The following is a 20,083-nucleotide window of genomic DNA, read 5'->3' on the forward strand; positions in this document are numbered from 1 at the left end:
CAGAGACACAGAGGTCCTGCGGCCACCGGCGGGACCGCCCCGCCGTCATTTCACTTCTCTCCCCGTGTGGGGACGGCCGGACCGGGGAACATTGTTCCGTCACGCCGGCCGGTGGGGACGCTTATGACCAATACACTTTCGCACGGTTCCACCTCGCCGCCCGGTGCCGCGGCCCTGCTGGGCCGACTCCGGGACCTTCCCCTCTACCGCGGGACCCTGCGCGGTCTGGCGCAGGACACCCCCTGGACCGAGCTGCCCTTCCTGACCCGCGAGCAACTGACCTCGGCCTTCGAGGCGGGAGAGCTGGCCCATCCCGAGGCCGTGCGGGTGCACCTCACGCCGCATCCGGGCGGGGGCTGGCTGCCGGAATACGCCACGCGGGCGGATATTGACGCGCACGGTCAGGCGGCGGCGGCGGCCCTGGCGCGGGCGGGCGTCCGGCCCGGCGACCACGTTCAGGTGGCCTTCGGCTATCACCGATTTGCGGGCGGCTGGATCATGCAAGACGGACTGGAGACCCTGGGCGCCAAGACCATTCCCTTCGGTCCCGGCGAGTCCGAGGCGCAGCTGGATACTCTCCGGAAACTGGGCGTGCGGGTGCTGGTCAGCGCCCCGAGCTTTGCGCAGAAGCTGGGCGAGGCGGGCGCGCACGTGGAACTGCTGATCTCCTCGGGCGAGCCGCTGACGAGCATCGCGGGCCGCCGCGAACGGGTGGAAGCGGCGCTGGGGGGCGTGGCCCTGGACGCCTATGCCAGCAGCGAGGCGGGTTTAATGGCCCTGGAAACCCCCGAGAAGCACGGCCTGCGCGTGGTGGAAGACTGGGTCTACCTGGAGGTGGTGGACCCGGAAAGCGGGCGGCCCGTACCGGACGGCGAGCGCGGAGAGCTGATCGTCACCCACCTGACCAAACAGGCCATGCCGCTGCTGCGCTTTCGCACCGGCGACCTGACCCGCCTGGAGCGCCGCCCGGACGGTGTGTATCTGCCCGGCGGCGTGTTCGGCAATGTGGGGGGCATGCTCAAGGTCAAGGGCGTCAAGCTGTTCCCGCGCGAGGTGGCCTTCTGGCTGGCCGGACACGGACTGGACCACACCCAGCACACGCTGCGGCTGTGGTCCCAGGCGGGCGCAGACCGGGTGGGCCTGGAGGTGCGCGGTGGGCGACGGGATGACCTGGAGGCTGTGCAGGCCGACTTCCAGCGGCGCTTTGCCATGCGGCTCGATACCCTGAGCGTCTTGCCGGACCACGGCGGCGCGGGGGTGCTTGATGAACGGACATGACGCCGCGCACAGCGGAAACTCGGCGAACCAGATAAAGCCCCGCATGATCGCGGGGCGGGTTCACCGACTTCACCCGGTCGGTCATGGTTGTTGGACACCCTCAGGATGGCGGAACTCGCCCCGGCGCGTGTGTGGGGCAACTTAAGTCCACATTGGGCGCGACTTTATCTGGCGTTGAGCGTGGCCCCGGGAGCCGCATGTGATAAACGGTGGGGTGTGACGGGTCGCAAGAAGCAGAAGATCAGAATTGCCCGCCCCCCCGCGCCGGCGGCCGGGGAAACGGTGGAAGAGTATTTCGGGGTTCGTCCGGCCCGCTTGGCCCCGCGGCTGCAGGACCTGCAGGCCCGGACCAAGCCCGGCGTGCGCGGCTTTCCTGGCGTGGACGCGGCCCAGGAACTGCTCGCCGTGACCCTGAGAAAGGACCGCGTGACCGGCGAGGTGCTGGACCTGAGCGCGGGGGGCGGCGTGCTCGGCGCGTTGCCCGGCGTGACGTTGCGGGCGGTGGAGGGATCGGCGGCGGCATTGAGCGTGCTGGAGGCTGCCGGGCTGCAGCCGGTGGCGGCCGCGCCCGGCGACAGCCTGGCAGAGCGCTGGCCCGAGCGGGCGCGGACGGTGGCGCTGGTCCTCGCCGGGGACCGCGGCAACGCCTATGTGCTCGCGCAGGTGGCGTGGGCACACGCCCAGACGCCGCCGGGCGGCACGCTGTATCTGGCCGGAGACCGAGACAAGGGCTTTGACCGCTACGTGCGCGCGGCGGGCGCCGCCTTCGGGTCAGGGGAGACGGTGGCCCGGGACGGCGGCATGCGCGTGGCCCGCCTGATTCGCCGCCCGGGACCCACCCCCCCGCTGCCCGAACCCGAGGGCTACGAGGCCTACGGCGTGCGGGTGGTCGGCCTGCCCGGTGTGTTCAGCGCAGCCAAACCGGACAAGGCCACGGCACTGATGCTGGACGCCCTGGAGTCGCTGGACCTGTCTGGACAGCGGGTGCTCGACCTGGGCTGCGGCGCGGGCCTGATCGGGGCGTGGGCGGCCCGCCGGGGCGCGCAGGTCACGCTGGTGGACGGCGACCTGCAAAGTGTCCGCAGTGCCCAGGCGACCCTGGAGGCCAGCGGCCTGAGCGGCGAGGTGCTGCACTCGGACGTGGACGCCGCGCTGGAAACACGCTGCTTTGACAGCATCCTGACCAATCCGCCGTTTCACGTCGGGCGCGGGGTGATGCTGGACGTGGCCCACGAGTTCATCGCCGCCGCCGCCCGCCGCCTCAAGCCGGGCGGCACACTGTACCTCGTCGCCAACGAACCGCTGCCCTACGAGGCGCCCCTGCGCGAGATCGGGCCGGTCCGCGAGCTGGTCCGGGCGGGAGGCTTCAAGGTGCTGGCAGCCACCCGCACGCCGTAGGCCCACAGGTTGGTGGCCGGGAACTTTGACCGGCCCGACTTCGTACCCACTGCTGTTGACCCGTGTCGGCCCGCCCCCACCTGCCGCCTTCCCGCCAGCTCCCCTGTCCATGGTGGTCTCAAAGTGCCGTTTCAAAGTGTGGTACAGTCTTTGATCCACTTCCGGACACGACGACCTGGGCAGCCGAAGGGATGCTCATGGATGCGTTTGCTACACTGGCGCGTTCAGGTGTCCGGCACCATCTCCGTGGCCCGGATGCCGCCCCCCACTTCCTTTTCCATCCTCTTGCCGCAGGAGGCCGCATGGCAGAGTCCACCAAAGTATCACCCGAGACCACCGATCCGCAGACCCTGGCCCCCGAGGTCAGCACCCCAGAAGTCGCCAAGAAGCGGGCCCGCGTAGGCGGACCCAAAAAGGAAACGGCCCCCAAGGTGCCTGCCCCGGCCGCAGACAGCGCGGTCAAGAAGCCGGCCGCCAAGAAACCGGCGGCCAAAAAGGCCGCCCCGGCCGCCAAGAAAACGGCCGAATCGGCGGCGGAAGGTGCGGCTCAGCCCAGCGCAGCTCCGGCCAAGAAGGCCGCGCCCAAGAAGGCGGCGGCCAAGCCTGCTCCGGCCTCTGCCTCCGAGGCTCCGGCCAAGGCGGCCAAGAAGCCCGAGGCCGCTCCCAAGGCGGCGGGCAAGAGTGCCGCCTCGCCCAAGTCCAGCGCCGCCGACAAGCCGTACTACGCGCACCCCAGCATTCAGGAACTGCTCAAGTCCGGCAAGGCGGCGGGCATCCTGGCGAGCGAGGACATCGCCACCGCGCTGGGCACCGCGCTGGAGGCCAACGGCATCGACCCGGAGAACGCCGACGCCTTCGAGGATCTGCAGCTGTATCTGGCGGCCCAGAACATCGAAGTTCAGGACGTTGATGAGGACGAGGAGGAGACCGACGAGGACGCCGAGGCCGAGGACGGTCCGGTGGCCGCCCGCGCCACCAACGAGCCCGACGACGAGGAAAAATACTTTGACGACATGCCGCGTGCGGTCAGCAATGACCCCGTGCGTCAGTACCTGCACGAGATCGGTCGGGTGCCGCTGCTGACCCTAGAAGAGGAGATCGCGCTGGCCCGCCGCATTGAGGAGGGCGAGGAGGCGCGCAAGATCCTGGAAGAGGACCTGGAGGTGGACGACCGGGGCCGCCGCCGCCTGATGCGTCAGACCGAGGACGGCGCGTCCGCGCGTCAGGGCCTCATCGAGGCCAACCTGCGTCTGGTGGTCTCGATTGCCAAGAAGTACACCGGCCGCGGCCTGGGCTTCCTGGACCTGATTCAGGAGGGCAACCAGGGGCTGATCCGCGCGGTGGAGAAGTTCGAGTACCGCCGCCGCTACAAGTTCTCCACGTACGCCACGTGGTGGATCCGGCAGGCCATCAACCGCGCCATTGCCGACCAGGCCCGTACCATCCGCATTCCAGTGCACATGGTCGAGACCATCAACAAGCTGACCCGCACCGCGCGGCAGCTGCAGCAGGAACTCTCGCGCGAGGCGACCCACGAGGAAATTGCCGAGGCGATGGGGCCCGGCTGGGACGCCAACAAGGTCGAGGAAGTCCAGAAGGTCAGCCAGGAGCCGGTGAGCCTGGAAACGCCCATCGGCGATGAGAAGGACAGCTTCTACGGCGACTTCATTCCCGACGACAACCTCGACAGCCCGGTGGACAACGCTGCCAAGACCCTGCTCAGCGAGGAGCTGGAAAAGGCCCTGAGCAAGCTCACCGAGCGCGAGGCGATGGTCCTGAAGTTCCGCAAGGGCCTCGTGGATGGCCGCGAGCACACCCTGGAAGAGGTGGGGCAGCGCTTCAACGTCACCCGCGAGCGCATCCGCCAGATCGAGAACAAGGCGCTGCGCAAGCTCAAGTACCATGAAAGCCGCACCCGCAAACTGCGCGATTTCCTGGACTGAGCCCTCTCATGATTCCTGCCGCCCCGCGCCGTGTGCCGGGGCGGTTTTCATATTTGCAACCCCGGTCCGCCCGGACGCGTATTCTCCGGCAGCATGACAGCGCAGGGTGAACCCTTGAGCGCCCACGGGGCGCAGACGCAGGACGCTCCCTCACAGGTGTCGTGGCGGGCCTATGGGCTGGCGCTGCTGCCCCTGGCGGCGGCGGGCTGGCTGCCGTGGTGGGCCACCGCGCTGCTGTGCGGGCTGTTCGGCGTGGCGGTGCGCTGGCCGCGCTGGGAGGAGGGCCGGCTGCTCCTGAGCCTGCTGATCGTGGGCGGGGTGGCGACTGCGGCGGTACCGGCCGCGCTGGCCGTGGGGCAGGGGGCGCTGATCGGGCTGGCGCTGCGCTACCTCGCCCTGTTCTTCGTGGTGCTGGCGCTGGGCTGGTCGGCGACCCGGATCACCGACGCGGGGCGGCGCAGCCGGGCGGCGCTGGGACCGGTGCTGCTGATCGGACTGGTCGCTCCTCAGCCGGGGCTGCTGCTGGCGCTGGCCGGCGGCGTGCTGGCCGGCGGGGGCCGCGACGAGCGAGTGGGGGGCCGCCCCGTGACGCCGGCTCCCCGCGTGTGGTGGGTGGCGGGCGCGGCGCTGGCCGCTGCGGTGCTGCTCAGCGTGCTGTTGCCGCGCTGGACTGTGGACTGGGCGGCGCTGGGGACGCCGGGGACGCCGCCGTCCGCCGTTCAGACCCGTCCGCCCGCTGCTCCGCCGCCCCCAGAACTGACCCAGTCTCCCGCCGCTCCGGCTGTGCCCGGCGTGCAACTGCCGTTTCAGCTCACCATGAACACCATCTCCTTGCCCCTCGACGTGATGTTGCTCGGTGGCTTGCTGTTGCTGCTGGCGGGCGGCGCGCTGATGTTCCGGTTTCGCCGGGAGGGAGGCCGCCGGCCCCATCTCGTCGAGCTGCTGATGGTGGCCAGCCTGCTGCTGACCGGGGCGCTGTGGCTGGCGGCAGGTGTGCTGCTGTCCGGCGGCGACGGCGGAGGTTCGGGGACGGCGCAGCAGCCCGCTGCTGGTGGGGGCAATGCCCTGGGAGAACTGCTCGGCAACATCACCGCGCGGCGGCAGATCGACATCAGCGGGTTCGCGCAGGCGGTTCTGGGGCTCAGTCTCCTGATGGTGTTCGCGCTGGCCGCGGTGCTGGTCTGGCTGAACTGGACTCAGCCCAGGGAGAAACAGGACAGCGGGGAAGCCTCACTGCTGCCGGGAACGGCCTCTGCCGCCGCCGTTCAGCCCGCCCTGCACCGGGTGCGCCACGCCTACCGGCAGGCCGAGGCGGAGTTGCGCGGGCATGGACGCGCCCGTGGGGCGGCCGAGACTCCGGCCGGGTACGCCGCGCGGCTCTCCGCCGCCGACCCGGCGCTGGCGGCCCCGCTGGACCGGCTGACCCGTGCCTACGCTCCGGTGCGTTACGGTGGGCGCGTTACCGATGAGGACGCCGCCGACGCCGAGGCCGCGGCGCGCGAGCTGGCCGGGGTGCTGCCCGGTCTGCCCCCGCCCCACGATCTGCCGGACCACTCGCCGGATGATGCCCCCGACTCCCCACTCCACAAGGACACTCCATGACCCCACCTGCCGTCTCTCAACCCTTTGCCCGCACCATTCTCGACAACATCGCCCGCGTGCTCGTGGGCAAGGAAGCCGTTTCTGGACTGGCGCTGGCGGGCGTGCTCGCCGGCGGCCACGTGCTGCTGGAAGACGCTCCCGGCACCGGCAAAACCATGCTTGCCCGCGCGCTGGCCCTGAGCCTGGGCCTGGGCTTTACCCGCGTGCAGTTCACCCCGGACCTGCTGCCGGGCGACGTGACCGGCGTCAGCGTGTTTCGTCCGGCCAGCGGCACCTTCGAGTTCGTGCCGGGACCGATCTTCACGGGCGTGCTGCTCGCCGACGAGATCAACCGCGCCACGCCCAAGACCCAGTCGGCGCTGCTGGAGGCGATGGGAGAGGGACAGGTCACCGAATCCGGCGTGACCCGCCCGCTGGAGCAGCCCTTCGTGGTGGTCGCCACCCAGAACCCCATCGAGAACGAGGGCACCTACCGCCTGCCCGAGGCCCAGCTGGACCGCTTTCTGCTGCGGCTCTCGGTGGGCTATCCCACGCTGGAGCAGGAGGTGCAGATGCTCTCGCGCCTGCAGGGCGCACACCCGATTCACGCGCTGGGCGCCGTTGCCACGCCCGCCGGGTTGCTGGCAGCGCGCGAGGCCGTGCAGACCATCCATGTCTCGGAGGACCTGCGGCGCTACCTCGCCTCGCTGGTGGCGCGTACCCGCGCGCACGGAGCCGTGGCGCTGGGGGGCGGGCCGCGCGCCAGCCTGGCGCTGCAGGGGGTCGCGCAGGCGCTGGCGTGGATGGAGGACCGGGCCTACGTCACCCCCGACGACGTGCAGCGTGCGGCGCCGGGCGTGCTGGCCCACCGGCTGAGCCTGAAGATTGAGGCGAGGCTGCAGGGCCTGAGCGCCGAGGAGATCGTGCGCGAGGTTTTGCGGGCCGAGCCCGTGCCGGTAGAAGGATCAGTGGAAGGGCCAGCGCAGACAGGGCCGGACAGGGGAGCCCCGGCCGCCGGTCCGCTGGCCGGGACGCGGTGAAGGGGCGGTGACGTGGCTGCTCACGGCCCTGCTGTGGCTGGCCGTGGTGGGGCTGCTCGCCGCCGGGCTGTGGTGGGCCTACCGCCGTCCGCCCACGGTCCTGCTGACGCGGGAAGTGCCGCCCAACGGCTTTCAGGGCACCCGCCTGTCCCTGACGCTGCGCCTGCACCTGAGCAGCCGGCTGCCCGTCCGGTATCTGGTGGAGGACCCCCCGCCGCGCACGGTGGTGCCCGATACGGCGCCGGCGCTGGCCGGTGAGCTGCTGGGGCAGGAGACGCGCGAACTGCGCACCGTTCTGAGCCTGAACAGCCGGGGGGTATACCCGTGGCCCGGCGCCCGCCTGCACTGGGCCGACCCCCTCGGCCTGTTCTGGCGCAGCGTGCCGCTGGGCGAAGCGCACCATCTGGAGGTCTTTCCAACCACGCATGGGCTGCGCCTGCCGGAGTTGCTGCGCCCGCTGCTCAGCGAGGGGGCCCTGAGCCGCCAGCTGGGCCTAGACGACCCCATCAGCCTCAGGAGCGTGCGCGACTACGTGCCGGGAGATCCGCCGGGCCGCATCCACTGGCGCTCCAGCGCGCGCACCGGCACCCTGTCGGTCCGCGAACCCGAGCGAACCGCCGCGAGCAGCGTCACCGTGTATCTGGATGTCAGCGGCGGTGGCGAGGTCTTTGCCGAGAGTGCCGCCCGCCTGGCCGCCAGCCTGCTGCAGGAGGCGCTGGCCCTCGAACTGCCGGTCTCGGTGGCGACCAACGCGGGCGCGACCGCCCCGGGCCGGCACGCCGAGGCGCTGCACGCGGCCTTGCTGGCGCTCGCCCGCCTGGAGCCGGACGCGGCGTCGCCCGTGATTCCGCCCGTGCGCAGCGGAGGCAACCTGATCATCCTGACCGCCCGGCCGTCGCCCGCACTGATCGCCGGAGCCATGCGGGCGCGGGCCACCGCCAGCCGGGTCGCCGTGGTGGCGATGCCCGAGGGCTTTTATCTGGAACCCGGTGAGCGGCCGCGCCGTCAGTGGGTCGCCGCCCCCGACGCGGTGCGGGCGCTGGAGCAGCAGGCCGGCGTGCTGGCCGGGGCGGGCATTCTGGTGTTCGTGCTGCGCGGGAACCAGAGTGTGCTGCGGCTGGGGGGCTGAACATGGCCCGGCTTCCCCTGCTTTGCATGAAGAAAGCGCACAGATCGGCTCTCAGACCCGCTTGGTAGCGTAGGGCATGACCCCAGATGACGACCACCGCACTGGTCCGGTTGGACCTCAGGCCGACCAGCCCCAGACCGAGCACTCCGGTGCCGACCAGAAGGACCACAAGATCACCAATGTGGAATTGCAGTTCATGGGCCGCCACAGCGCCCGCGAGGAGATTGACGCCGAGGTCAAGGCGAGCAGCCATGAATCCGGCGAGTACCGTGAGCACGGCATGGACAAACAGGATGTCGCCGTCGAGGAGACCATGGACGCGAGCGATCCGCCCAGCACCAACATGGGAGACGCGAACCGGAAGTAGGCTTGCCGTGACTGCCTGAAGGGGGGTGCGGTCAGCTTGACCGCATGTTGCCGCTGCCCGCGTGCCGCCGGATTTCCGCAGCGATCACGGGCAGAGCGCCTGCCGGGCCAATGCGGTTCAGACCGGTCGCGGCGGCCCGTGCCCGTACTGCCCCGCCTTCCAGAACCTCCTGAACGCCCCGCGCCAGAGCCTGTGGGTCCGGGGACAGCACGCGCAGGGCCTCACCCAGCAGCCGGCCCTGACGGCGGGCGAACCCTGCCGTGTACTGCGGTCCGGTGGTGGCAAAGGCAACGACCGGGATGCCCAGTCCGGCAAGCTGTTCGCTGGCGGTGCCGGACGTCCCCAGCGCCGCGTCCGCTGCCCGCGCCACCGCACCGAAGGCGCCGCGCAGCATTCGTACGTGGGCTCCCTCTCCGGTGGCCCACGCTTCGCTTTCCCCCTGAATGTGCAGGGTCCACCCATCCGGCAACGTGACGGCCTCCCAGCCGTGCGGCCAGGCCACCAGGGCGGTCACGTCCGGCAGCCGTGCGGCCACCCGCAGCATCACGGGCAGGCTCTCGCGGTGGTCCTCACGGGAACCGGGCAGCAGCGCCAGAACCGGGCGGCCGGAGGGAACACTCAGCGGGCGCTCGGGGGCGGGCAGCACGTCCATCGCAAAACTGCCGGCGAAGCGGGCCGCCACGCCGCGCCGGCGGTAGTACCGCTCGGTGGCCGCGTCGCGCACGAACACCGCGTCGGCGGAGCGGGCGAGCCGCAGCTCATAGGGCATCGGCAGGTTGGCTCCCAGGGCGTTGAGTTCCCGCAGGGCCCCGACGACCCCCAGGCCGTCCAGATAGTGGGCGCTCAGCAGCGGCTGCACGTGAATCAGGGCCGTGCCTGCCCGCCGCGCCGCCAGCGTACCTACCATCAGCGCGTAGGCATCCCCTACGACCACCACTGCGCCCGCGCCGCGCGCCGCGCGCACCGCGTCGGTCCACTGGCCCAGCGAGTCCCGGATTAGGCCGGCCCTCAGGTCGGCGCGCAGGCTGCGCAGGCTGCCAAAGGGAAAGCCTCCGCTGGGCAGCCGCAGCACCCGCCCGACCCGCCGCGCACCCGGTACCCGCCCGTAGGCCTGACCCTCGCCCACCAACGGTGCGTAGTGGACCGGACCCGCGTGCAGCCCGGCCAGCCGCGCTCCGATCAGATCTTCCGCCGTGCCGTTGGAGAGAAACAATACGGGCGCAGGCGTCACGGGCCGCAGGATAACGTGAACGCCGCCTGGGCGTGCGCGGCGTCCCTGCATGGTACGAATGGTGCAGCATGGTCTGCCCAGGTACCACATGAGCGAATTCGACGCCCTTCAGGCGGCTGTCCGTCGCCACGCCCACGAGCGTCAGGCGGAGGGCCGGGCCTGCGAGGCCTTCCTGAACGCGCTGTACCACGCGCTGCGCGCCGCCAGCGGACCGGGACTGCCGCTGAACAACGTGACGCTGGAATTCACGCCGGACCCGGCCAACCGGTTGCGTCCGGTGCCGGCGGGCGGCTTTCATGCAGCCTGGATGCGGCTTGGTCTGTGCGAGGTACTGGTGCGGGTGCGCCGCGTGGCCGGCGCATTTCAGGGCGAGTACGGCGAGGGCGGCAGCTTTGAGCTGGAGACGGTGGGCGAGGATGAGCTGATCGCCCTGGCCCGCCGGATGCTGCGCGACGTGGCCGACACCTACGCCGGCACCGGCCAGGAAAGCGCCAGACCGCTGAACTGAAAGCGGTGGCCCCCGGTGCGCGGCACGCCGGGCCAGAATGAAGCCACGAAAAACCGCCTCCCGGTCAAGCGGGAGACGGCGACCTGTGCGGGCAGGTAGGGGGATTAGCCCTTGACGGCCCCTGCGGTCAGGCCGGAGACGATGTTGCGCTGGAAGATCAGCACCAGGGTAATCAGCGGAATGGTCACCACGATGCTCGCCGCCATGATCGGTCCCCACGGCTGGTCATACTGCGACGCGCCCGAGTAGTTGGCGATCACGACCGGCACGGTGCGGTTGGTGCTCATGAAGGTCAAGGCGAACAGGTACTCGTTCCAGGCGTTGATGAACGCGAGCAGGCCGGTCGTGACCAGCGCGGGCATCATCACCGGGAACAGCACCCGGAACAGCGTCTGCAGCGGCGAGGCGCCGTCCACGAGGGCGGCCTCCTCCAGCTCGCCGGGAATGTCCCGCACGAAGGAGGTGAGCACCCACACGGTAAATGGAATGGTAAAGATCAGGTACGAGACCATCAGGCCCAGCGGATTGTCGAACAGGCCGAAGCGGGTGATCAGCGTGAACAGGCCGCCGAGCACGGCAATCTGAGGAAAGACGCTGACGGCCAGGATGACGTACATGATGAACTGCTTGCCCCGGAAGCGGAAGCGTCCCAGCGCGTAGGCGGCGAACGAACCGAACAGCAAGCTGACGGCCACTGCCCCCACCGCCACGATCAGGCTGTACAGCAGGCCCCGGCGGAAGCTGGGGTTGCCGAACACCTGAATGTAGTTGTCGATGGTGGTGGGTGCCCCGATGAACTGCAGCGGCGGCAGGAACAGGTCGGTGGCGCGTCGGAAGCTGGTCAGCACGGCCCAGAAGAAGGGAAACAGCAAGTAGGCGGCGATCACGATCACCAGGACGTAGAACAGCGTGCGCTGAAGGTAAAACAGGCTCGGATTGGTGCGTTTCAGGTTCATATCCCGTCTCCTCCCCTCAGTCGAACTTCACGCGGAAGGCGGTGACGTAGGCCACCACGATCGCCATGATGATGATGAAGATGGCCACCGATACGGCGCTGCCCACACCGAGCAGCTGGTTATCGATCAGCTGCTGACGGGCGTAGCCGGTCATGCTGGTGCTGGCGGCGTCGTTGGCCCCCAGCATCACGTACATAATGTCGAAGACGCGCAGGGCGTCCAGGCTGCGGAAGACCAGCGCCACCAGCAGCGCGGGCCGCAGCAGCGGCAGGGTCAGCCGCCAGAACTGGGTCCACTTGGACGCGCCGTCCATGTCGGCGGCCTCGTACATGTCGCCCGGCAGGCTTTGCAGACCCGCCAGAATCAGCAGGGCCATGAACGAGGTGGTCTTCCACACGTCCACGGCGATCAGCGCCCAGATGGCCGATGAGGGATCGGCGAGCAGCGCCTGTCCTCCCAGCACCCCCTGACCGATCAGGCCGAACGAGTCGTTGTACATGTAGGCCCACATCTGTGCCGAGACCACCGTGGGAATGGCCCACGGCACCAGCATGGCCGTGCGCAAAAAGGCGCGGCCCCGGAACGCGCTGTTCACGACCAGGGCCACGATCATGCCGAACACCGTCTCCAAGAACACCGAGACCACTGTGAAGGTCAGGGTGTTGCGCACGGCCTGCCACCACTGCGGATCTTGCAAGAAACCCAGGCCGATGCCCTCGGCGGTGGTGAACCAGAAGTTCTGCAGGCCCACGTAGGTCGCCTGACCCGGCGTGGTCAGGTTGGCTTCCTGAACCGAGAAGAAGATGGTTCGGTACAGCGGAAATCCGGCCACCAGCGCAATGGCGATCAGGGTGGGCAGCAGCAGCCAGAAGGCCTGCCACGCGCGGGCACCCTCGATGCCGCGCACCCTTTTTTGCTTGGGTGCGGGTGGGGCAGTTGGAGGCTTGGCGGGGGCGTTTACAGTCATGGCTTACGGCCTCCTTGTCCCTGAAAATAGAAAGGTCCCTGAGCAGGGGGGCTCCCGGTCATGGGAAAAGCGTGCCCGTCGGGGAAGTGGAGCCTTTAGCTTACAGGGGCGATCGCGATTTTGTGAAATCTTCTGCAAATTGCCCGGTGCTCTGCCCGGCCGGTGCCGCCGCTCTGCGGACCGGGCCGAAAAGAAGGGGGACACCCCTGTGAGCGGGCGTCCCCCAGGCCGCTGACGCGCAGCGGCTGAACAGTGAACGCTTACCAGCCGCGTCCCTTGATGCGTGCGAGGTCGGTTTCCAGCTTCTTGACGGCGGCCGTGCCGGTGCTCTTGCCGTTCAGCACGTCGCTGACCGCGCCGCTGAAGGCCTGCGAGACCTGGTTGTACTTCAGCTTGGTGGGGCCGGACGGACGGGCGACTGCGCTGGTGAACACGTCCAGCAGGCTACCGAAGAAGGGGTTGGCCTTCAGGACGGCCTGGTCCTTGTACAGGGCCGGGCGGGTGGGGTTGTAGGCCGCCTCCACCGCACGGATCTTCTGCTCTTCGGCGCCGGTCAGGTAGCGCACGAGGTCAATCGCGGCGGCCTGGTTCTTGGAGTACATGCTCACGCCCAGGTTCCAGCCGCCCAGGGTCGCGGCGTTGCCGTTGCCGCCGCTGGGCAGCGGGGCCACGCCGATCTTGCCCTTGACCTTGCTGTCGGGGCTCTGGCCCAGGGCCCAGGCGTAGGGCCAGTTGCGCATGAAGGCCGCGTTGCCCGACTGGAAGATGCCGCGCGCTTCTTCCTCGCCGTAGGTGGTGACGCCGGCGGGGCTGATCGACTTGACCCAGCTGGCGGCGGTGTCGATGGCCTTGGCAGCGTTGGGGTTGTTCACCGTGATCTTGCCGGTGTTGTCGACGATGGTGCCGCCGCCGAAAGACACCAGCCATTCCAGCGCGTCACAGGTCAGGCCCTCGTAGTTCTTGCCCTGCCACACGAAGCCGGTAAAGGTGCTGTTGGCTTTTTTCTCGCCGTCCTGAATCTTCTTGGCCATGGTGGCCAGCTCGGTCCAGGTCTTGGGCGCAGCGTTGTAACCGTACTTCTTGAGCAGGTCGGTGCGGTAGTACAGCAGGCCCGCGTCGGTAAACCACGGCAGTGCCACCAGCTTGCCGTCCACGGTATCAGCGTCGATGATGCCCTTGAAGTGCGCGTTGACTTCTGCCGCCGGTACCTTGCCCTTCAGATCCACGAAGTGCTGTGCAAGCAGGCCGGGCCAGATGATATCGAGCTGGTAGACGTCAATCGCGTCGCTCTTGGCGGCCAGCTGCTGCTGGTACAGGCCCAGACGGTCGTTGGTCAGGTTGGGGCTCTCGAAGATTTTGACGGTGTTGCCGGTCTTCTTGGCCCAGCGCGCCGCGCCGTCCTTGCACAGCTGCAACTCCTGGCCGACGGTTCCGCAGGCCAGGGTGACCTGAACGGCTCCGGCCTGGCTGGACGCCGCGATGGCGGCAGTAAGGCTGAAAAGTGCAATGGCTTTCTTCATGCATCCTCCTGTGTGGATACCGAACACGCTCCGGCCTACCACTTCCCCTCGGAAGCGGTTCCACAAATACTTCGTTGATGTTCTGGAAGGCTACACCCCTCATTTACAGGTGTCAATGTGAACTTACTCATTTCCAGTCAGATTCAGGCCCGTCCTTCTCGCTCAGAAAATGGACGGGCAAGGCAGCAAAAATCCTTCTGATCCAACTTGCAGCACGGAGAATCCGGTCTCCGAGACAGATCACTGTTGTGGACCAGAGCTTCTCCGGGGGTGGTCCACACTTTGAGGCAGTTGAGACAGGGGGAGGCCCTGCTTGTTACGCTGCATTTGGGCGTGCTGGGCCGCTGGCCCCACCCTGCCAATTCCGCTACAATACCCGTCATGATCCGCTCTGCACTTGACCTTCGGGGACCCCGCGACTAGCCCATCAGGCCTGTCCGCGCGTCCCCGGCTGTGTCTGGCCGGGGCGTTTTTTTGATCTCTGCTTTTGCCTTTTCGTGCTTTCAAGTTTCGCCTTCAAGGAGCCTGCCCCATGACCCAGACCGATGACCAAGCTGTCCCCAACGTTGCCCCCAGCATTCAGGAACCGCGTGCCGAGCGCTACAACCCGCACGCCCTGGAATCTAAATGGCAGGAGCGCTGGGAGGAGGCGGGCCTGTACCGCTTCGACGAGAACGCGCCCGGCGAGAAGTTCTATGCGCTGACCATGTTTCCGTACCCGAGCGGCAACCTGCACATGGGGCACTGGTATGCCAACGTCGCGCCGGACGCCCGCGCCCGCTGGATGCGTATGCGCGGCCACAACGTGCTGTTTCCCATGGGCTTCGACGCCTTTGGGTTGCCTGCCGAGAACGCGGCCATCAAGAACAACGTGAACCCCGCAAAATGGACCTACAGCAATATTGCGTCCATGACCGAGCAGTTCCGGCGCATGGGCACCATGATCGACTGGAGCCGTCAGTTCGCCACCTGTGACCCGGAATACTACCGCTGGAACCAGTGGTTCTTTACCGAATTCTTCCGGCGGGGGCTGGCCTACAAGAAGGGCGGGCTGGTTAACTGGTGCCCTAAGGACCAGACCGTCCTGGCCAACGAACAGGTGGTGGACGGTGCGTGCGAGCGCTGCGGCACGCCCGTGGAGCGGCGCAACCTGAGCCAGTGGTACCTGAAGATCACCGACTACGCCGAGGAACTGCTGGATTTCTCGGAAACCGACATGCCCGAGCGCGTACGCCTGATGCAGACCAACTGGATCGGCAAGTCGGTGGGTGCCGAGATCGTCTTTGATACGCCCGCCGGACCCGAGACGGTCTTTACCACCCGCCCCGATACCGTGATGGGCGCGACCTTTCTGGTGCTGGCCCCCGAACACGCCAAGGTGGAGGCCCTGACCACCGACGAGCAGCGCGGAGCGGTCGAGGCGTATGTGGCGGCGGCGGGCCGCAAGACCGATGTAGAACGGCAGCAGGACGTGGGCGAGAAGACCGGGGTCTTCACGGGCAGCTTCGCGACCCACCCGGTCAGCGGCCACCAGCTGCCCATCTGGGTCGCGGATTACGTGCTGGTCACCTACGGCACCGGCAGCATCATGGCCGTCCCTGCCCACGACGAGCGCGACTTCGCCTTTGCCCGCAAGTTCGGGCTGGAGATCACGGAGGTCATCCGCCCCGAGGACGGGGAGCCGATGGGCGCGGACGCGGAGGGAGCCTACAGCGGCCCCGGCGTGATCGTGAACAGCGGCGAGTTCGATGGTCTGCCCGGCGGCAAGGCGAGCATCGCCACCGTGATCGAGAAGCTGGAAGCCCAGGGGGTCGCGAAGGCCCGGACGACCTACCGTCTGCGCGACTGGTTGGTGAGCCGCCAGCGTTACTGGGGTACGCCCATTCCCATCGTGTACTGCCCGGAACACGGCGCGCAGCCGGTTCCGGCCGACCAGTTGCCGGTGCGCCTGCCCGAGAACGTCGAATTCACGCCCACCGGCCAGAGTCCGCTGAAATTGGACCGCGAGTGGGTGCAGACCACCTGCCCGGTCTGCGGCGGTCCCGCCGAGCGCGATACCGACACCATGGACACCTTTGTGGACAGCAGCTGGTACATGTACCGCTTCCTGTCGCCGCACCACGATCAGCATCCCTTCGACCCGGACAAGGCGAATCTGTTGCCCGTGGACCTGTACACCGGGGGCATCGAGCACGCCATCTTGCACCTGCTGTACAGCCGCTTCTGGACCAAGGTGATGCGCGACATGGGCCTGACTGCCCAGAACGAGCCCTTCGCGTGGCTGAGAAACCAGGGCATGATCCTGGGTGAGGACAACGAGAAGATGAGCAAGTCGCGTGGCAACGTCGCTGACCCCGACGATCTGGTGCGCGAGTACGGCGTGGATACGGTGCGCACCTACCTGATGTTCATTGCGCCGTGGGAGCTGGGCGGTCCCTGGGACCCGCAGGGCATCAACGGTCCTGCCAAGTGGCTGAGCCGCGTGTGGACCCTGTTCTTCGGCGAACGCACGGCGGGACCCGACGAGGCTGTGACGGCAGCAGACCTGCGCTACGCGGTTCACAGCACCCTGAAGAAGGTGACCGGTGACTTTGACCGGCTGAGCTTCAACACCATCGTGGCCGCGCTGATGGAGTTGACCAATACCCTGGTCCGTGCCCGGCGCTCGCCCGCGTTCGGTACGCCCGAATGGAATGAGGCGCTGGACATCTTCAACCGGATGCTGGCCCCAGTCGTGCCCCACATCGCCGAGGAAATCTGGCATGAGCGGGGGCAGAGCGGCAGCGTGCATGTGCAATCCTGGCCGGTGGTGGACGACGCTGCGGCCACCCGCGACACCGTGACCATCGGCGTGCAGGTCAGCGGGAAGGTGCGCGGTCAGGTCAGCATTTCCAAGACCGCCACCCAGGAGGAGGCCCTGGCCGCCGCCCGCGCCGAGCCGGACGTGGCCCGCTTTATCGAGGGCAAAGCAGTGGTCAAGGAGATCTACGTGCCGGGGCGGATCATCAATATCGTTGTGAAGTAGGTATTCGAGATGGAGCAGAGGGGCGTGCGGATCATGTGATCCATACGCCCCTCTGCCTGGTTTTTCTGTGGAACCCGAAACCGTTTCGGTTATGGGGAGAAGTCGGCTTGTCTGTCCGTGACGTCTGTCTGGGTGTGGAAGATGTACCAGACGGCTGTTGCGGTCAATTCTGACCCGCCCAGAAGGCGTCCAGCGCCGCCTTGACCTCGGGCATCTTCTCGAAATGGGGCAGGCCGTCGGTGCCCTCTATCCGCACGGCGCGCACGCCCGGCTGCTGCGCGAACTGCTGCAGGCGGTCAAAGCTCACAAAGGCGTCCTGGTCATACAGCACGACCACCGAGATGCCCAGCTTGCTGTACAGGAGGCTGTAGGCATCGTTGGAGAACAGTTGGCCGCTGATGAAGTACACCGGAGCATATTTCGCACCGGGCTGGCGGGTCGTTTCCAGCGAATAATTCACCAGCCCGCCGTCCACCGGACCCCGGAACGAGCGGCTCAGGAAGTATTCGATGCTCGGGCGGGTGCGCAGGGCGGCGTACAGCGGCGTGCTGACGGCGTTCAGGCGGTTGTACAGCGTCTGTCCGCCGTCCTCGGCGCCCGCTTCCTGGCTGCCGCCGCGCGGCTGACCCAGGCCGGTGGGGCTGATCAGCGCCAGACTGCGGATGCGCGGCTCACCCAGGGCGGCGCGGGCGGCAAATTCGCTGCCCAGGCTCAGGCCCACCACGTCCACGTCCGCGCCGATCTGGGCGACCAGGGCGCTCAGGGCGCGGGTCATCAGCTCGGGGGTGTAGCGGGTGTCGGGGCGGGCGCTGCTGCCAAAGCCGGGCCATTCCAGCGCATAGACCGGGCGGGTGCCCACGTAGGCGTCCCACAGCGGCTTCATCTCGTAGGCGCTGGCAGCGGCGTTGATGCTCGGGGTCAGCACCAGGGGGCGGCCCTGCCCGCGTGGATCGGCGTAGTACGCAACCTGCCCAAAACCCGGCAGGTCCAGATACCGGCGTTCGCCGCTCAGGGCGGGGCGCAGATCAGTGGTGGCCCGGGCGTCCGGCACCGGCGCGGTGGTGGTTCGTGGAGCACAGGCCGCCAGTCCGGCAATCAGGGCACCCGCGAGGACAACGAGAACAGCGGTCTTCTGAAGGGGCTTCATAATGTAATCCTGATCTCTAAGAGCCCGGAGTGTCTGTTGAAGGCGATACGGTTCCCTTTATGTTGCGGACGGCTAGACTGCGTCTTAATGCGTTCCGAACTGCTGTCCCGCGTGCTCTCGCTGCTGCCCGACCCCCAGGAAGGACGGTCCGAACTCCGGCAATACGCTGGCATGCTGCGCGACTATCCCCGGCGGGGCGGCAAGGGCATCCGCAGTGAGTTGCTGCTGGCGAGCGCCCGTGTCCACGGGGTGCAGCAGGATACGCCCGGCTGGGACGCGGCGCTGTGGCTGGCGGCGGCACTGGAACTGTTTCAGAACTGGGTGCTGATCCACGACGACATCGAGGATGACTCGGAGGAGCGCCGCGGCCAGCCCGCACTGCACCGCCTGCACGGGGTTCCGCTGGCAATCAATGCCGGCGACGCGCTGCACGCGTACATGTGGGCCGCCGTTCACCGTGCGGGCGTGCCCGGCGCCATGGACGAATTCCTGAACATGATCCACCACACCGCCCGGGGCCAGCACCTGGACCTGTGCTGGGTGGAGGACCGCCGCTGGGATCTGGCCGAGGCCGATTACCTGGAGATGGTGGAGCAGAAGACCGCGTATTACACGGTGGTCATTCCGCTGCGGCTGGGCGCATTGGCGGCGGGGGCCCGGCCATCCGAACAGTTCACGCCCGCCGGGCTGGCGCTGGGCGCGGCCTTTCAGATCCGCGACGACGTGCTGAATCTGGCGGGCGACGCGGTCAAGTACGGCAAGGAGATCGGCGGCGACCTGCTGGAAGGCAAGCGCACCCTGATCGTGCTGCACTGGCTGAACACCGCTCCGCCCGAACAGCGTCAGGTTTTCTTGCAGCAGATGGGCCTGAACCGCCCCGACAAGGACCCCCACACCATCGCCAAGATTCACCGCTGGCTGCTGGACAGCGGCAGCGTGGCCCATGCCCAGGCCTATGCCCACGCCCAGGCCCAGGAGGGTCTGGCACTGCTCGCCGGGGCCTTCCAGGATGCACCGGACGTGCAGGCGGCCGGGGAACTGATGGCGGCCATGCGGAAGCTCGCGACGCGCGAAGCTTAGCCCCCCTTTTTCTTCAGTCGCCGCTGTGTACCAGTTGCAGCGCCGCCTCCGCGAACACCGCGAACGCCGCATTCATCTGTCGCATCACCGCGTCCACGGGCCGGCCTTCTTGCAGATGCAGGCCAGCATTGAACTCGATGCCGAAGGCGGGCACCCCGCTGCGGCGGCTGTGGCTCAGGCTGAGGGTATCCGTGCTCCACGGCTCACCCAGCGTCACGCGGCGGTAGGGGCTGGCGTTGATCACGTCGGCAAAGGCGGTCTCGGCAGCGTTCTGCAGCGCCCCCCACCGGTCGTGCGGAAAGGTGGGGGCCGCCTCGGTGCCGGGCATCAGGCAGATGGCGGGACGGGGGGTGCCGGTGTCCAGGCCCAGCTTCGGGCCAAACGGGGCCATGCTGTGGCCCACGATCATCAACCGCGCGCCGGACAGCGCTGCGGTCACGGCGGCGTCGAAGGGGTCCCAGAGGCGCCGCAACCGCTCCTCACGCGCCTGTTCCGAGAGGTCGTACCCGGGGCCGTAGAGCGGCCGGCGGTCAAAATCAGTGTGCTTGATCACGCCGTTGTCCACCCGGTCGTCGCGCTCACGGTTGAGGTCCACGGCAAAGCGGCTCCAGGGAGCCTGCACGTGCCGCGCGCCGGGCAGCGAGTACAGCAGATCGGTGTAGGCGTCGCCGTCGTCAAAGAGACGTTGCAAGAAGGCCTCGCGCGCCGGGGTGTCGAAGATGTCGTCGCCCAGCATCTCGCGCAGCACGTCGGCTGGAAGCTGGCCCGAGGGATGGGGGGTAACGATCAGCAGGGAGGTGCGCTCAGGAGTCACGGTCCGAGCATACGGGGTGGCCGGGGTCACCTCCGCGGCATGAAGTTCTGCGCCGCGAGCCTTCATGTCAGGAACTGCTGCAGCATGAATGGCGCTTAC

At 68.2% G+C, this 20,083-nt stretch carries 16 protein-coding genes; 10 read left to right on the top strand and 6 right to left on the bottom strand.

What is annotated here, in order from left to right; all coding sequences use genetic code 11:
• Positions 1-123: 123 nt before the first annotated feature.
• From IEY21_RS12510 to IEY21_RS12540, 7 genes are all read left to right on the top strand, one after another.
• Positions 124-1,278: a phenylacetate--CoA ligase family protein gene (locus IEY21_RS12510; RefSeq protein ID WP_188904686.1), complete on the top strand. Its 1,155-nt coding sequence runs from the start codon at positions 124-126 to the stop codon at positions 1,276-1,278.
• 216 nt (positions 1,279-1,494) lie between these two features.
• Positions 1,495-2,676 carry a class I SAM-dependent methyltransferase gene (locus tag IEY21_RS12515; RefSeq protein ID WP_188904687.1) on the top strand — a complete coding sequence of 394 codons (1,182 nt, stop codon included), beginning with the start codon at positions 1,495-1,497 and terminating at the stop codon, positions 2,674-2,676.
• Between the two features lie 302 nt (positions 2,677-2,978).
• Entirely contained in the window at positions 2,979-4,619 is a 1,641-nt protein-coding gene (gene rpoD / locus IEY21_RS12520; RefSeq protein WP_268237800.1) for an RNA polymerase sigma factor RpoD, read from the top strand.
• A 93-nt stretch (positions 4,620-4,712) separates the two neighbouring features.
• The gene (locus IEY21_RS12525; protein WP_188904688.1) at positions 4,713-6,221 is read left to right on the top strand and encodes a DUF4129 domain-containing protein; all 1,509 of its coding nucleotides are present in this window, start codon (positions 4,713-4,715) and stop codon (positions 6,219-6,221) included.
• Positions 6,218-7,240: an AAA family ATPase gene (locus IEY21_RS12530; RefSeq protein ID WP_188904689.1), complete on the top strand. Its 1,023-nt coding sequence runs from the start codon at positions 6,218-6,220 to the stop codon at positions 7,238-7,240. Before IEY21_RS12525 ends, IEY21_RS12530 begins: the two co-directional genes overlap by 4 nt.
• 7 nt (positions 7,241-7,247) lie before the next feature.
• Positions 7,248-8,369 carry a DUF58 domain-containing protein gene (locus tag IEY21_RS12535; RefSeq protein WP_188904690.1) on the top strand — a complete coding sequence of 374 codons (1,122 nt, stop codon included), beginning with the start codon at positions 7,248-7,250 and terminating at the stop codon, positions 8,367-8,369.
• A 76-nt stretch (positions 8,370-8,445) separates the two neighbouring features.
• Entirely contained in the window at positions 8,446-8,736 is a 291-nt protein-coding gene (locus tag IEY21_RS12540) for an M-like protein (protein WP_229753075.1), read from the top strand.
• A 31-nt stretch (positions 8,737-8,767) separates the two neighbouring features.
• Here IEY21_RS12540 and IEY21_RS12545 read toward each other — a convergent pair whose 3' ends face one another.
• Complete coding sequence (locus IEY21_RS12545; protein WP_229753076.1) at positions 8,768-9,967, bottom strand: lipid-A-disaccharide synthase-related protein; 1,200 nt, start codon at positions 9,965-9,967, stop codon at positions 8,768-8,770.
• A gap of 88 nt (positions 9,968-10,055) precedes the next feature.
• Between IEY21_RS12545 and IEY21_RS12550 the strand changes: the two genes are divergently transcribed.
• Positions 10,056-10,475, top strand: a complete 420-nt coding sequence (locus IEY21_RS12550) for a hypothetical protein (RefSeq protein ID WP_188904692.1) — start codon at positions 10,056-10,058, stop codon at positions 10,473-10,475.
• Between the two features lie 104 nt (positions 10,476-10,579).
• On the opposite strand, the gene IEY21_RS12555 is transcribed toward IEY21_RS12550, so the two are convergent.
• The 3 genes from IEY21_RS12555 to IEY21_RS12565 form a co-directional block, all read right to left on the bottom strand.
• On the bottom strand, positions 10,580-11,431 hold the full coding sequence (locus IEY21_RS12555; RefSeq protein ID WP_188904693.1) for a carbohydrate ABC transporter permease: 852 nt from the start codon (positions 11,429-11,431) through the stop codon (positions 10,580-10,582).
• A 16-nt stretch (positions 11,432-11,447) separates the two neighbouring features.
• Positions 11,448-12,398, bottom strand: coding sequence for a carbohydrate ABC transporter permease (locus IEY21_RS12560; protein WP_188904694.1), 951 nt, complete (start codon positions 12,396-12,398; stop codon positions 11,448-11,450).
• 260 nt (positions 12,399-12,658) lie between these two features.
• Positions 12,659-13,918 (bottom strand): ABC transporter substrate-binding protein, encoded by a 1,260-nt coding sequence (locus IEY21_RS12565; protein ID WP_188904695.1) that lies wholly within the window; start codon positions 13,916-13,918, stop codon positions 12,659-12,661.
• Between the two features lie 532 nt (positions 13,919-14,450).
• On the opposite strand from IEY21_RS12565, the gene leuS reads away from it, so the two are divergent.
• Positions 14,451-16,943 (top strand): leucine--tRNA ligase, encoded by a 2,493-nt coding sequence (leuS, locus tag IEY21_RS12570; protein ID WP_188904696.1) that lies wholly within the window; start codon positions 14,451-14,453, stop codon positions 16,941-16,943.
• A gap of 163 nt (positions 16,944-17,106) precedes the next feature.
• On the opposite strand, the gene IEY21_RS12575 is transcribed toward leuS, so the two are convergent.
• Positions 17,107-18,090, bottom strand: coding sequence for an alpha/beta fold hydrolase (locus IEY21_RS12575; RefSeq protein WP_188904697.1), 984 nt, complete (start codon positions 18,088-18,090; stop codon positions 17,107-17,109).
• An 87-nt stretch (positions 18,091-18,177) separates the two neighbouring features.
• Here IEY21_RS12575 and IEY21_RS12580 point away from each other — a divergent pair, with 87 nt between their 5' ends.
• Positions 18,178-19,170, top strand: a complete 993-nt coding sequence (locus tag IEY21_RS12580) for a polyprenyl synthetase family protein (protein ID WP_188904698.1) — start codon at positions 18,178-18,180, stop codon at positions 19,168-19,170.
• 13 nt (positions 19,171-19,183) lie between these two features.
• Here the strand turns inward: IEY21_RS12580 and IEY21_RS12585 are convergent, their stop codons facing one another.
• A complete protein-coding gene (locus tag IEY21_RS12585) occupies positions 19,184-19,984 on the bottom strand; it encodes an N-formylglutamate amidohydrolase (RefSeq protein WP_229753077.1) in 801 nt (266 codons plus the stop codon).
• Between the last annotated feature and the right edge of the window lie 99 nt (positions 19,985-20,083).

It is taken from the genome of Deinococcus aerophilus, from assembly GCF_014647075.1.
Taxonomy (GTDB): Bacteria; Deinococcota; Deinococci; order Deinococcales; family Deinococcaceae; genus Deinococcus; species Deinococcus aerophilus.

Bases quoted from the DNA above. Each gene is read 5' to 3' on its own strand.
- IEY21_RS12510 (WP_188904686.1), top strand. From the start codon at position 124: ATGACCAATACACTTTCGCACGGTTCCACCTCGCCGCCCGGTGCCGCG.
- IEY21_RS12540 (WP_229753075.1), top strand. From the start codon at position 8,446: ATGACCCCAGATGACGACCACCGCACTGGTCCGGTTGGACCTCAGGCC.
- IEY21_RS12550 (WP_188904692.1), top strand. From the start codon at position 10,056: ATGAGCGAATTCGACGCCCTTCAGGCGGCTGTCCGTCGCCACGCCCAC.
- IEY21_RS12560 (WP_188904694.1), bottom strand. From the start codon at position 12,398: ATGACTGTAAACGCCCCCGCCAAGCCTCCAACTGCCCCACCCGCACCC.
- IEY21_RS12580 (WP_188904698.1), top strand. From the start codon at position 18,178: ATGCGTTCCGAACTGCTGTCCCGCGTGCTCTCGCTGCTGCCCGACCCC.
- rpoD (WP_268237800.1), top strand. From the start codon at position 2,979: ATGGCAGAGTCCACCAAAGTATCACCCGAGACCACCGATCCGCAGACC.
- IEY21_RS12555 (WP_188904693.1), bottom strand. From the start codon at position 11,431: ATGAACCTGAAACGCACCAATCCGAGCCTGTTTTACCTTCAGCGCACG.
- IEY21_RS12530 (WP_188904689.1), top strand. From the start codon at position 6,218: ATGACCCCACCTGCCGTCTCTCAACCCTTTGCCCGCACCATTCTCGAC.
- IEY21_RS12565 (WP_188904695.1), bottom strand. From the start codon at position 13,918: ATGAAGAAAGCCATTGCACTTTTCAGCCTTACTGCCGCCATCGCGGCG.
- IEY21_RS12525 (WP_188904688.1), top strand. From the start codon at position 4,713: ATGACAGCGCAGGGTGAACCCTTGAGCGCCCACGGGGCGCAGACGCAG.
- IEY21_RS12575 (WP_188904697.1), bottom strand. From the start codon at position 18,090: ATGAAGCCCCTTCAGAAGACCGCTGTTCTCGTTGTCCTCGCGGGTGCC.
- leuS (WP_188904696.1), top strand. From the start codon at position 14,451: ATGACCCAGACCGATGACCAAGCTGTCCCCAACGTTGCCCCCAGCATT.